This is a genomic window from Streptomyces poriferorum (assembly GCF_019399235.1).
GTDB lineage: Bacteria > Actinomycetota > Actinomycetes > Streptomycetales > Streptomycetaceae > Streptomyces > Streptomyces poriferorum.
On record NZ_JAELVH010000201.1, the window covers coordinates 1 to 13208 of the forward strand.

10 protein-coding genes are annotated in these 13208 nt (G+C 71.0%); 3 read left to right on the forward strand and 7 right to left on the reverse strand.

Annotation, left to right across the window (positions count from 1 at the left end):
* Positions 1–30: 30 nt before the first annotated feature.
* On the reverse strand, positions 31–1410 hold the full coding sequence (locus tag JGS39_RS28155; RefSeq protein WP_219572410.1) for a diaminobutyrate--2-oxoglutarate transaminase family protein: 1380 nt from the start codon (positions 1408–1410) through the stop codon (positions 31–33).
* A gap of 361 nt (positions 1411–1771) precedes the next feature.
* On the opposite strand from JGS39_RS28155, the gene JGS39_RS28160 reads away from it, so the two are divergent.
* Positions 1772–3001: a trypsin-like serine peptidase gene (locus JGS39_RS28160; protein ID WP_219572411.1), complete on the forward strand. Its 1230-nt coding sequence runs from the start codon at positions 1772–1774 to the stop codon at positions 2999–3001.
* A gap of 264 nt (positions 3002–3265) precedes the next feature.
* Entirely contained in the window at positions 3266–4438 is a 1173-nt protein-coding gene (locus tag JGS39_RS28165) for a trypsin-like serine peptidase (RefSeq protein ID WP_219572412.1), read from the forward strand.
* Positions 4439–4510: 72 nt separating this feature from the next.
* Here the strand turns inward: JGS39_RS28165 and hflX are convergent, their stop codons facing one another.
* From hflX to miaA, 6 genes are all read right to left on the reverse strand, one after another.
* On the reverse strand, positions 4511–6031 hold the full coding sequence (gene hflX / locus JGS39_RS28170; protein WP_148021314.1) for a GTPase HflX: 1521 nt from the start codon (positions 6029–6031) through the stop codon (positions 4511–4513).
* 143 nt (positions 6032–6174) lie between these two features.
* Positions 6175–7629 carry a M1 family metallopeptidase gene (locus tag JGS39_RS28175; RefSeq protein ID WP_219572413.1) on the reverse strand — a complete coding sequence of 485 codons (1455 nt, stop codon included), beginning with the start codon at positions 7627–7629 and terminating at the stop codon, positions 6175–6177.
* 279 nt (positions 7630–7908) lie between these two features.
* On the reverse strand, positions 7909–10080 hold the full coding sequence (locus tag JGS39_RS28180) for a RelA/SpoT family protein (RefSeq protein ID WP_219572414.1): 2172 nt from the start codon (positions 10078–10080) through the stop codon (positions 7909–7911).
* Between the two features lie 179 nt (positions 10081–10259).
* Complete coding sequence (dapF, locus tag JGS39_RS28185; protein ID WP_219572415.1) at positions 10260–11132, reverse strand: diaminopimelate epimerase; 873 nt, start codon at positions 11130–11132, stop codon at positions 10260–10262.
* 75 nt (positions 11133–11207) lie between these two features.
* The gene (locus JGS39_RS28190) at positions 11208–11648 is read right to left on the reverse strand and encodes a hypothetical protein (protein ID WP_219572418.1); all 441 of its coding nucleotides are present in this window, start codon (positions 11646–11648) and stop codon (positions 11208–11210) included.
* Between the two features lie 107 nt (positions 11649–11755).
* Complete coding sequence (gene miaA, locus JGS39_RS28195; protein ID WP_219572416.1) at positions 11756–12694, reverse strand: tRNA (adenosine(37)-N6)-dimethylallyltransferase MiaA; 939 nt, start codon at positions 12692–12694, stop codon at positions 11756–11758.
* 239 nt (positions 12695–12933) lie between these two features.
* Here miaA and JGS39_RS28200 point away from each other — a divergent pair, with 239 nt between their 5' ends.
* Positions 12934–13194: an antitoxin gene (locus tag JGS39_RS28200; protein ID WP_219572417.1), complete on the forward strand. Its 261-nt coding sequence runs from the start codon at positions 12934–12936 to the stop codon at positions 13192–13194.
* Positions 13195–13208: the final 14 nt, after the last annotated feature.

Below are 13208 nucleotides of genomic sequence, written 5' to 3' on the forward strand. Positions count from 1 at the left end.
CGGCGGTCTTTCCTGTGATGGTTTCCGGGGTCAGCGGATCGCCGCGGTCGCGGTCCGTCGATACGGTGAGCGTGCGGCGGCTGCCAGTGCGTCGGCGAGGCGGTCGACGACCGCTGTCGCCTGTTCGTCGGTGAGCGTGAGGGGCGGGAGCAGGCGTACGACGGTGGAGTGACGGCCGCCGAGCTCGACGATGAGCCCGCGGCGCAGACACTCCTGCTGGACGGCCGTGGCAAGCACGGGATCCGGTGGTGCCTCGCCGCCCGTGCCGACCGGGGCGGCCTCGGGGTCGACGAGTTCCACGCCGATCATCAGGCCCCGCCCTCGGACGTCGCCGATACAGGGATGGTGGGAGGCCAGGGCCCGCAGGCTCGCGAGCATCCGGGCGCCGAGACCGGCGGCCCGGTCGGCGAGACCGTTCTCCCGCACGTACGCGAGGGTGGCGGCGCCGGCGGCCATGGCGAGCTGGTTGCCGCGGAAGGTGCCGGCGTGCGCACCCGGCTTCCAGGTGTCGAGTTCGGAGCGGTAGACGATCACAGCGAGCGGCAGGGAGCCTCCGATGGCCTTGGACAGCACCATCACGTCGGGCACGACGCCGCTGTGCTCGACGGCCCAGAAGGCTCCGGTCCGGCCGACGCCGGTCTGGACCTCGTCGGCGATCAGAGGGATGGACCGGGCCGCGGTGATCTCCCGCATCCGGCGCATCCAGGCATCGGGGGCCGGGTTGACCCCGCCTTCGCCCTGGACGGGTTCGACGATCATGCCGGCCGGTGCGGGTGTTCCGCTCTTGGGGTCGTCGAGCACGTTCTCGGTCCACCGCGCGGCGAGTTCCGCGCCGTGTTCGCCTCCGGTGCCGAAGGGGCAGCGATAGTCCTGCGGGAACGGGAGCCGGGTCACCCGTACGTCCTCGGCACCACCGGACGCCGCGAGGGCACCCGCCGTCATGCCGTGGTACGCACCGGTGAAGGCGAGCAGGCCGCTGCGGCCGGTGGCGGCACGGACCAGGGTGAAGGCCGCCTCGACCGCGTCGGTACCGGCCGGTCCGCAGAACTGGATGCGCGCGTTGTCGGCGAACTCCCGCGGCAGCGTGGCGAAAAGCTCCGTGGTGAAGGCGTCCTTGACCGGCGTGGCCAGATCGAGCACATGCAGGGGCGCACCGGAGTCGAGGACCTTCTTGATCGCCTCCAGGACGACCGGGTGGTTGTGCCCGAGGGCCAGGGTCCCCGCTCCGGACAGGCAGTCGAGATAGCGCCGCCCGTCCGCTCCCTCGATGGTGAGCCCCCGTGCCCGTACCGGCACGATCGGCAGTGAGCGCGCATAGGTACGGGCGGCCGATTCACGCAGGGACTGACGGCGCAGGATGCCCTCGTGCGGCGCGAGTGGTGGTGCCGGAGCTGGTTCGGTCACGGCCACGGCTGTTGATCCTCCCGCTGTAACAGTTGCGTTGCACGTCAGCACGATTCCGCAAGGACGGGCTGCGGGGGTGAACGCTGTCTCCGTGTCCCCCGTACGTACCAACGACGCCGGGCGCGGCGGATCACGGGTAAATCCGAAGATCCTTGCGGACCCCAACCAGGGCCCTGCCGCACGCCGTCCACGGCCGCACCGGCATAGTGGGGGACCGTGCCGTGGCCCCGGGACAACCTTCCGGGCGCCGTGGCCTGCCCGGAAAGGCGCCCGGACCGCCGTCCGGTGGAGCCGGCCCGTGGGTGTCGGGCAGTGCGGAAGTGCAGTACAGAAGCGTTGGGTTACGAAGTCCCAGGGGGATCACGAGATGCGACTCATTCGACCAGGATTCACCGCACGCCGTGGGGGAAGCGCTCGCCGCACCTCTTCCACCGTGCTCGCGACGGCGGCGGTCACCGCCGTCCTCGCCCTCAGCGCGACGGCCTGCGGGCCGGGCGAGGACGACGCGAGCACCGAGCCGAGCAGCAGTTCCGCGGGCCAGACGTCGGACAACAAGATCACCATTCCGGATGATCTGAAGGACCGGCTCAAGGAACACGGGATCGACCTCGACCAGTGGAAGGGCGGCGACTGGAAGAACTGGGACAAGGCCAAGTGGCTGCGTGAGGCCAAGGACTACATCAACCCCATCATCGAGGACCTCTGGGACCCGGACCGGATGCGGGACGCCGACAAGGCCCCCGAGCAGCCGGTCGACAACGACATCTCCGGCGACGCCGGCGTGACGGACCCGACACCCGTCCCGGTACGCGCCGTTGGCGTGCAGACGCCGTTCCACGACAACGCCGCCGAGTCCGGGAAGCTGTTCTTCGACGGCCCCGAGGGTTCGATGGTCTGCTCGGCAACCGTGGTGAAGGACCCGGCACACCCCGGAAAGTCCAACATGGTGTGGACCGCCGGCCATTGTGTGCACGCGGGCAAGAAGGGCGGCTGGTACCGCAACATCGCCTTCGTGCCGTCGTACAACGACAGCGGGCTGTCGACCGATGAGCTGCGGAACAACCCGCCCAAGGAGAAGGTCGCCCCGTACGGCGTGTGGTGGGGCTCGTGGGCGCAGACCTCCGAGCAGTGGATCGACCAGGGCGCTTCGGTCGGCGGCCTGGGCGCTCCGTACGACTTCGCCGTGCTGCACGTGACGCCGGAGAAGGGCTCCACGGGCAAGTCCCTTGAGGAGACGGTCGGTTCGGCGCTGCCGGTCGAGTTCAACGCCCCGGCGGTGCCCAAGATCGCCGACATGACGGCCACCGGCTTCCCGGCCGCTCCGCCGTACGACGGCCAGAAGCTCTACCAGTGCAAGGACAAGCCGGGCCGGCTGTCGCTCACCAAGGACGACCCGACGATGTACCGCATCGGCTGCACGATGACCGGCGGTTCCTCCGGTGGCGGCTGGGTCGCCGCGGGACAGGACGGCAAACCCGCACTGGTCTCCAACACCTCCATCGGCCCGGTGTCGGCCGGCTGGCTCGCCGGTCCGCGCCTCGGCAAGGAAGCCAAGGGCGTCTACGACTCGGTCAGCAAGAAGTACGCGGGACAGTAGTACGCGGAACAGCGGGGCGGGATCGGATCGCCTTGCGCCCGAGTGCGGTTGACGGTCCGACAGGGGCCATCGGCGGGACACCTCTCGCCGAAGGCCCTTGATCCGCCCGTGGCGCCCGGGACCCGGGCCGTGCGGCCCTCCGGCGGCGAGAGCCGCCGTCCGGGCCGTCATAGGGTGGTCCCCGCGCATCACCGACAGCCGGTCAGTCCGGCGTGCGGCATGACACGCTCATGCCATTTTCCAAGGTTTCAGGGGGAATCTTCCATGCGATTCATACGTCCGCTGCTGAGCGCGACCGGCCTCGTCGCCGCACTCGCGCTCACGGCGACGGCCTGCGGTCCGAGCGAGGACGCCGCTGCCGACAAGCCCGCGGCCACCACGTCCGCCGAAGGCAAGGACTCCGGCGGCGGCATATCCGCCGATCTGGCCGACACCCTGAAGAAGCACGGTGTCGACCTGGACAAGTGGAAGAGCGGCGACTGGAAGAACTGGGACAAGGACAAGTGGCTGCACGAGGCCAAGGACTTCGTCAACCCGGTCATCGACGGGCTGTGGAAGCCCGACCGGATGAAGACGGCGAAGGACCCGGCCAAGACGATGTCCGCGGGGGACTTCTCCGGTGACCAGGGCGTCAGCGACCCGGAGCCGGCGCCGGTCACGGCCGAGCGCGAGAAGACGCCGTACCACGACTACGCGGCCCCGGTCGGCAAGGTGTTCTTCGACTCCCCCGAGGGCTCCATGGTCTGCTCGGGCACCGTCGTCAAGGACCCGAAGAACCCGGGCAGGTCCAACCTGGTGTGGACGGCCGGTCACTGCGTCCACGCCGGCGCCAAGGGCGGCTGGTACCGCAACATCGTCTTCGTGCCCGCCTACAACGACCAGGGCAAGGACGCCGCTTCGCTGAAGAACGCGCAGCCGCAGGAGGTCGCCCCGTACGGCGCCTACTGGGCGGACTGGGCCAGCACCTCGGGCGAGTGGCTGGCCGACGGCGGCCCCACCGGCGGTGAGGGCGCCCCGTACGACTACGCGGTCCTGCATGTGAAGCCCGAGCAGGGCACCAAGTCCCTGGAGGAGACGGTGGGCAACGCCCTGCCGGTCGACTTCGACGCCCCCCAGGTCGCGCAGATCAGCGCGATGGGGGCCTGGGGTTACCCCGCCGCCCCGCCGTACGACGGTCTGATCATGCACAAGTGTGTCGACCGTCCCGGCCGGCTCTCCCTCAGCCCCGCCACCCCCACGATGTACCGCATCGGCTGCACGATGACCGGCGGTTCCTCCGGTGGCGGCTGGTTCAGCGAGACGACCGACGGCAAGCTCTCCCTGGTCTCCAACACGTCCATCGGACCGGTGACCGCCGGCTGGCTCGCCGGACCCCACCTCGGCGAAGGCGCCCAGCAGATCTTCACGATGATGAGCGACAAGTTCGGAGCCCGGTAGCGGCACCCGCGCCCGGAAACGGCGGAGGGCCCGCACCCCATGGGGTGCGGGCCCTCCGCGTGATCTCTGTGTTCAGCTCACCGCGGGTACGAACGCGGCGAGGTCCGAAGCGAGCTCCTCGTGCACCCGCGCCTTGAGCAGAGTGCCCTCCGACGTGTGCTCCTCGGAGATCACCTCACCCTCGGCGTGCACCCGGGAGACGAGTCCGCCCTGGGTGTACGGCACGAGTGCCTCGATCTCGACCGAGGGCCTCGGCAGCTCGCTGTCGACGAGGGCGAGCAGCTCGTCGATTCCGGCGCCGGTCCGTGCCGACACCGCGATCGCGTGCTTCTCGTTGCGCAGCAGCCGCTGGAGAACCAGCGGGTCGGCCGCGTCCGCCTTGTTGATCACCACGATCTCGGGCACGTCGACCGCGCCCACCTCACGGATCACCTCGCGCACCGCGGCGAGCTGCTCCTCCGGCACCGGGTGCGAGCCGTCCACCACGTGCAGGATGAGATCGGACTCGCCGACCTCCTCCATGGTGGAGCGGAACGCCTCGACCAGGTGGTGCGGCAGGTGCCGTACGAACCCGACGGTGTCGGCGAGGGTGTAGATGCGCCCGCTCGGCGTCTCGGCCCGGCGCACGGTCGGGTCGAGGGTGGCGAACAGTGCGTTCTCCACCAGCACACCCGCACCGGTCAGCCGGTTGAGCAGCGAGGACTTGCCCGCGTTGGTGTAGCCCGCGATGGCGACCGAAGGCACCTTGTTGCGCTTGCGCTCCTGCCGCTTGATCTCGCGGCCGGTCTTCATCTCCGCGATCTCCCGGCGCATCTTCGCCATCTTCTCGCGGATCCGTCGCCGGTCCGTCTCGATCTTGGTCTCACCGGGACCACGGGTGGCCATGCCGCCGCCGCCGCTGGAACCGCCGCCGCCCATCTGACGGGAGAGCGACTGGCCCCAGCCGCGCAGGCGCGGCAGCATGTACTGCATCTGTGCCAGCGAGACCTGCGCCTTGCCCTCACGGGACTTGGCGTGCTGGGCGAAGATGTCGAGGATCAGAGCGGTCCGGTCGACCACCTTGACCTTGACGACGTCCTCCAGGTGGATGAGCTGGCCGGGGCTGAGCTCACCGTCGCAGACGACGGTGTCGGCCCCGGTTTCGAGAACGATGTCGCGCAGTTCGAGCGCCTTGCCGGAACCGATGTAGGTGGCCGGGTCGGGCTTGTCACGCCGCTGGAAGACGGCGTCGAGCACCTGGGCTCCGGCCGTCTCGGCAAGGGCCGCCAGCTCGGCGAGGGAAATCTCCGCATCGTGCACCGTGCCCGAGGTCCAGACACCGACGAGCACCACGCGCTCCAGGCGCAGCTGCCGGTACTCGACCTCGGTGACGTCCTCGAGTTCGGTGGAGAGGCCGGCCACGCGCCGCAGTGCGGCGCGGTCGGAACGGTCCAGCTGGTCGCCGTCCCGCGCTCCGTCGATCTCGTGGCTCCAGGCGACGTCCTCTTCCATCAGGGCGTCGGCCCGAAGGCTTTCGGTGAGGCTCTCGGTGACGTTCTCCGTGGCACTCTGCGCGTCCTGCGCGTCCTGGGGAAGGGAAGAAGAGGAGGTCATTGGATCCTTACGTCGAGAGGAGTGGGATACATCAGTCACAACGCGTGACCTCCCGGGATCATTCCCGCAGGGGGATTTCTCCGGTCCGGCCGCCTTGGCGACTCGTCGATAGTGGCACGGCGGACCCGGCCCGTCACGCGGGTTTACCGCTCCCCGCGAGGTGTCGCGCCCGTCCAGTCCGGGTGCCCCGGCATGGGCGGTGTCTTCTTCCCGTACAGCCAGCCGTCGAAGAACGCGGTCAGGTCGCGTCCGGCCACCCTGGACGCCAGGGTGGTGAAGTCGGCCGTGGCGGCGTTGGAGTCGCGGTGCTTGCGCACCCAGAGCCGCTCCAGCCGGCCGAAGGCACCCTCGCCGATCTCCTGGCGGAGCGCGTACAGGACCAGGGCGCTTCCGTCGTACACCACGGGCCGGAACAGGCTGATCTTCTCGCCGGGTGCCGGCGCGGCGGGGCGGGCCGGCGGGCCGCCCTCGGCACGCCAGGCGTCCGAGCGGGTGTAGGCCTCGCGCATCCGGCGCTCCAGCGGCTTGCCGGCGTGCTCCTCGGCATAGCGCGCCTCGTACCAGCTGGCGTGTCCTTCATTGAGCCAGAGGTCGGACCAGGTCCGCGGGGAGACACTGTCGCCGAACCACTGATGGGCCAGCTCGTGGACCATGACCGAGTCGACGTACCACTCGGGGTAGCCGCCGTCGGTGAACAGGCGGCGCTCGAAGAGGGAGAGGGTCTGGGTCTCCAGCTCGAACCCGGTCTCGGTGTCGGCGACCAGCACGCCGTAGTTCTCGAACGGGTAGCGGCCGATCTGCCGTTCCATCCACTCCAGCTGGCCGGGTGTCTTCTTCAGCCAGGGCTCCAGCCTCTCCCGGTCGGCGGCCGGTACGACATCGCGCACGGGCAGCCTGTGCGGGCCGGTGCGTTCGACGACGGTGGACCGGCCGATGCTGACCTGGGCCAGTTCGGTGGCCATGGGGTGACCGGTGCGGTAGGTCCAGGTGGTGCGGTCGCCGTGCCGGACCTGCCCGGTCCGCTCCCCGTTGGCCACCACGGTGAGTCCCTGCGGGGCGGTGACGCGGAAGGTGAAGTACGCCTTGTCCGCGGGGTGGTCGTTGCCCGGGAAGACCCGGTGCCCGGCGTCGGCCTGGTTGGCCATGACGAGCCCGTCTGCGGTCCGCACCCACCCCCCGCTGTCCCGCTCGCCCGAGGGATCGCTCGTGTGGCGGACGGTGATGCGCAGCGGCACGCCTGCCGGAAGGCGGCCCGGCGGCTCGATGACCAGGTCCTCGTCCTCGGCTGCGAAGTCCGCGCGCAGACCGTTGACGTCGACGGAGCGGACGGTGCCGCGGGTGAAGTCGAGGTTGATCCGGTCCAGCGGCTCGGTCGTCCGCGCGTCGATCGTGGTGACGGCGTCGAGCGGCTCGCTGTTGCGGCCCCGGTAGCTGAGGCCGATGTCGTAGGCGAGTACGTCGTATCCGGGGTTGCCGAGGTGCGGGAAGAGCGGGTCCCCGATGCCGAGGGGCACCGGTGCGGGCAGGGTGGCGGCGACGAGAGTGGCCGAAGCGGTGGCCAGCAGGGCGGCTCGCAGACGGCGGGAGAGGAACGGCATGGACTACGGCTACCAGCGCCGCGCCCGCCATACAGGGACGGCGCGCACCGCGCCACCCGAACGAGATCCGCCGTGGCGGAAGCGCGCGGGTCGGCGGGACCGCCGGTCGGGGATACGGAGGCGGGGCGAATCGGCGGGACCGCCGGTCAGAGATCCGGAGGCAGGTGGGTCGGCAGGACCGCCGAGAGGAGATTCGGGGCGGCCAGGCCCGTCGGTCAGAGCTACGGCAGGCGGGTGGGCGGCCGATCGGAATCGCGTGGGCGGGGCCGAGGCGGCCGGTCAGAGCGCGGCGGCCGGGTGCTGGGCGCGGCTCACGTCGTACACCCCCGGTACGTCACGCATGGCGCGCATCAGCGATGGCAGTCCTGCGGCGTCGGGCAGTTGCAGGGTGTAGGTGTGGCGTACGCGCTGCTCGCTGGGGGGTTCGACGGTGGCGGAGATGACCGCCGCGTCCGCACCGGCGATCGCCTCGGTGAGGTCGGCGAGGAGCCGGGGCCGCCCGAAGGACTCCGCGACCAGGGTCACCCGGCATTCGGCGGCGTCGCCCCAGGTCACGACGACCGGCACCCGGCCGACGGCCTCCATCCTGGTCACGACCGGACACTCCAGCCGGTGCACGGTGACGGCGCCGCCGCGCACCGTGAAGCCCGTGACCTCGTCGGGGGGTACGGGGGTGCAGCAGCCCGCGAGGCGCACGGTGGTGTCGGGCCGCTCGACCACGGCGCTCACGGTGCGGCCGGCCGTTCCGGCGGATCCGGCCCGCGCGGGCCGGGCTGCCCGGTCCGGCTGCGGACCGGGCCCGGTGGCGTCGGCCGGGCTTCCGGCGTCGGTCTCCGTGTCCTGGGGGTGGGTGTCGAGCCAGCCGGTGATGGCGATGCGGGCGGTGGGCGTCCTCGCGTGGTCGAGCCAGTCGGGCGAGGGCCCGGACGCGGCGTCCTCGGCGAGGAGCGGCTGGACCGTGTCGCCGTCGCCGAGCACGGTGCTGAGGGTGGCGAGCCGGCCGTTCACCCGGGCGCCGATGCAGTTGTGGGCGGCGTCCCCGTACTGCGCGTAGGCGGCATCCACGCAGCTGGCGCCCGCGGGCAGGCCGAGCGTGCCGCCGTCGGTGCGGAAGACGGTGATCTCCCGGTCCTGGGCGAGGTCGGCACGCAGGGTGGTCCAGAACGTGTCGGGGTCGGGCGCGGACTGCTGCCACTGGAGCAGCCGGGAGAGCCAGCCGGGGCGGGTCGGGTCGGCCCGTTCGCCGTCGGCGGGTTCGGCGCCGGGTGCCGCGCCTCCGGCGGGTTCGGCGCTCGGTGCCGTGCCGTCCGCGGCGTACGGATTGCCGAGCGCGATGACGCCGGCCTCGGCGACCTTGTGCATGCGGTGGGTGCGGATGAGGACTTCGGCGACCTCGCCGTCCGGGCCCACCACCGCGGTGTGGAGCGACTGGTACAGGTTGAACTTGGGTGAGGCGATGAAGTCCTTGAACTCGGAGATCACCGGGGTGAAACAGGTGTGGAGCTCGCCGAGGACGGCGTAGCAGTCGGCGTCCTCACCGACGAGTACCAGCAGGCGTCCGAAGTCGCTGCCGCGCAGTTCGCCGCGTTTGATCCGGACGCGGTGCACGGAGACGAAGTGGCGTGGTCTGACGGCCACTTCGGCGGTGATGCCGGCCTCCCGCAGCACCGAGGCCACGTTGTCCGCGATGGCGGCGAGCGGATCCGCCGCCGCTGTCGCGGCGGTCGCGGCGGAGATCACGGCGCGGGTGTGCGCGTACTCCTCGGGATGGAGGATGGCGAAGACGAGGTCCTCCAGCTCGGTCTTGAGCGCCTGCACACCGAGCCGTTCCGCGAGGGGGATCAGCACGTCACGGGTGACGTGAGCGATCCTTGCCTGTTTCTCGGGTCGCATCACGCCGAGCGTGCGCATGTTGTGCAGCCGGTCGGCGAGCTTGATCGACATCACCCGGACGTCGTCGCCGGTGGCGACGAGCATCTTGCGGAACGTCTCCGGCTCGGCGGCGGCACCGTAGTCGACCTTCTCCAGTTTGGTCACACCGTCGACGAGGTAGCAGACCTCCTCGCCGAACTGCTCCCGTACCTGGTCGAGGGTCACCTCGGTGTCCTCGACGGTGTCGTGGAGGAGGGACGCGGTCAGGGTCGTGGTCTCGGCGCCGAGCTCGGCGAGGATGAGCGTGACCGCGAGCGGGTGCGTGATGTACGGCTCGCCGCTCTTGCGCATCTGTCCGCGGTGCGAGCTCTCCGCGAGGACGTAGGCCCGGTGCAGCACGGAGAGGTCGGCGTCGGGGTGGTGGGCCCGGTGCGCCTCGGCGACATGCCCGATGGCGTCCGGCAGCCGGTCCCGGGAGACCGGGCCGAGCAGGGCGACCCGGCCGAGCCTGCGGAGATCGATCCGGGGGCGGCCCCGTCTGCGGATGGGAGCACCTGGGTTGGTGGCCTCTGCGCTCATGGGGCACCTCCGGCAGCGTCGACCGGCGGTGGGGAGGCGCGGTCGTGCCTCCGGGCCGGTGCTTGATGCTACCGACCCCACCACGTGGCGGAGTACGGCTCTCGCCCAGCGTGAAACGGATCACCCATTCGAGCGAAGCGCTGCCCGATCAGCGTTTCGATCTTTATCGGTTTCGGTGTCTATCCGCGCAGCGCTTCGAGCCAGGCCGGATCGATCACGCCCTCGGCGACGATCACGGCTGCTCCGGTCATCTCGATCTCACCGTCGGGGCGCTCGGTGATCACCAGGGTGCCGCCCGGCAGATCGACGGTGTACGTGACCGGGACTCCGGTCTCCGCGGGGTCCGCCGCGTCCCGGCGGGCCGCGGCGACGGCCACGGCGCAGGCGCCGGTGCCGCAGGAGCGGGTCTCGCCCGAGCCTCGCTCGTGGACCCGCATCGCGACGTGCCGGGGCCCGCGGTCCACGACGAACTCGATGTTGACCCCGTCGGGGTAGACGGCGGCGGGCGCGAACGATGGCTCGCTGAACAGGTCCCCGGCGTGCGCCAGGTCGTCGACGAACGCGACGGCGTGCGGATTGCCCATGTTCACGTTGCGGGTGTCCCAGGTGCGGCCGCCGACGGTGACGGTGACCCCGTCGCCGGGAAGCAGGGCGCGGCCCATCGAGACCGTGACGTCGCCGTTCTTGGCGAGGTGCACCTTCTTCACTCCGCCGCGGGTGGCCACCGCGAGGTCGCCCTCCTCCACAGCGCCGACGTGCTGGAGGTAGCGGGCGAAGACCCGCACACCGTTGCCGCACATCTCGGCGACCGAGCCGTCCGCGTTGCGGTAGTCCATGAACCACTCGGCCTCGTCCGCCAGTGCCCGCGCCTCGGGGTGGGCGGCGGACCGCACGACGTGCAGCACGCCGTCGGCGCCGATACCGGCGCGACGGTCGCACAGCCCGGCGACGAGGGACGCCGGCAGGTCGATGGCGTTGTCCGGGTCGGGAACGATCACGAAGTCGTTCTCGGTGCCGTGGCCCTTGAGGAAGGCGATCTGCGAGATGGTCACAGGACAACTGTACGAGCCCGCACCGACAACGCGGCGAACCGGCCCGCCGGACGGCAGCAGCGCCCGGTGCGCTCCTCAGCCCCGCAGCCGGGCGACGCGCCAGACGGCCAGCGCGACCAGTACGGTGCACACCGCCACGTACAGCGCGATCACCCGCCAGTCGGCCCGCTCCCCGGAACCGCGGGACGGCAGTCCCGGCCAGGTGTGCCCGACGCGGCGGGCGGCCATCATGCCCCAGCCCGCGGCGCAGCAGCTGATCAGCAGCCCCAGCATGGCGACCACCGGTCCGCCGTCGCCCACTTCGAAGGCGAGCGGGAAGGCGAACATCAGCGATCCCAGCGCGGCCAGCATGATGATGGGCGCGAGCTGCCAGATACGCATACGGCGGGCGGGACGCAGCTCCACCTCGACCTCGGGGGTCACGGCGAGCTCATCGGGCCCGTCGGGGCTCAGACGTCCTGCCTCGTGCTGCGCGTCCGGTGCGTCTTGTTCTGTGTCGCGAGGGCCGGCCTCCATCGCCACGCGCCCTCCCAACTCGGACTCCACTGGTCGATCGATGCTCGATGATGGCACGCCGCAGGTCGCCGAAATGACGGGCAGGGCTTCCCGATGCCATCACGTGATCAGGCTGTAACCGCTCGTTCGACCAACGCCAGCGCCCGGCCCGGGAGTTCCCCGCCGTGCTCCGCGGCACCGTTCAGCCACTGGACACGCGGGTCGCGGCGGAACCAGGAGTCCTGGCGGCGCGCGAAGCGTTTGGTGGCGCGCACGGTCTCGGTACGCGCCTCGTCCTCCGTGCATTCCCCGGCCAGGGCGGTGAGCACCTGCTGGTAGCCGAGCGCCCGGGAGGCGGTGCGTCCCTCGCGCAGCCCGCGCGCCTCCAGCTCGCGCACCTCGTCCACGAGCCCGGCCTCCCACATCCTGTCGACGCGTACGGCGATGCGCTCGTCGAGTTCGGGGCGGGCCACGTCGACGCCGATCTGGACGGCGTCGTAGACCGCATCGTTACCGGGGAGGTTGGCGGTGAACGGCTTGCCGGTGATCTCGATGACCTCCAGGGCCCGCACGATGCGCCGGCCGTTGCTCGGCAGGATGGCCCGGCCCGCTTCGGGGTCGGCCGCGGCCAGCCGCGCGTGCAGAGCGCCCGAGCCGTGCTCGGCCAGCTCCGCCTCCAGGGCGGCGCGGACACCGGGATCCGTACCGGGGAACTCCAGGGCGTCGATCGCGCCCTTCACGTACAGACCGGAGCCGCCGACCAGGACGGGCGTGCGGCCCTCGGCGAGCAGCCGGTCGATCTCGGCGCGGGCCAGGCGCTGGTACTCCGCCACGCTCGCGGTCTCGGTGACGTCCCAGATGTCCAGCAGCCGGTGGGGCACGGAGCCGCGCTCGGCGGTTGTCAGTTTGGCGGTGCCGATGTCCATCCCCCGGTAGAGCTGCATGGAGTCGGCATTGACCACTTCGCCCCCGAGCTGCTGAGCGAGGAACACCCCCAGGTCGGACTTTCCGGCTGCGGTGGGACCGACGACGGCGATGACCCGCGGTGCGGGAGCTGGACTTCTCACTGCCCCAGTCTCGCAAACCTCGGGGCCGTTCCCGAATGGGCGATGAACAGACCGTGGGGTATGCGTGTCGTCACGCAGCGCCGAGTAAAATGGTGTCTCCATATGGGTGATTTCTCATGGTTCTGCCGTTTGTCCCCCAGGGCCGCCGATACCGCGGCCGGGAGAGTACGGGGCGGCGCGGCGGGTATCGGGACCGGAGAGAGCACGCGCACGCAGCCCCCCAGCAGAGAAGGTGTCCGATGGGCTTCATGGACAATTTGAAGGCGAAGCTGAGCCCTGCGAAGGACAAGGTGAGCGACCTCGCGCAGCAGCACGGGGACAAGATCGACCAGGGGCTCGACAAGGCCGCGCGCACGGTGGACGCGAAGACCAAGGGCAAGTACAGCGACAAGATCGTGTCCGGTACGCAGAAGGCCAAGGGAGCGGTGGACAAGCTGGCCCAGAAGGACGGGGGCGGTACGCCGCCCACCCCGGGCAGCACCCCGCCGCCCACTTCCTGACACCGGGCAGGCGG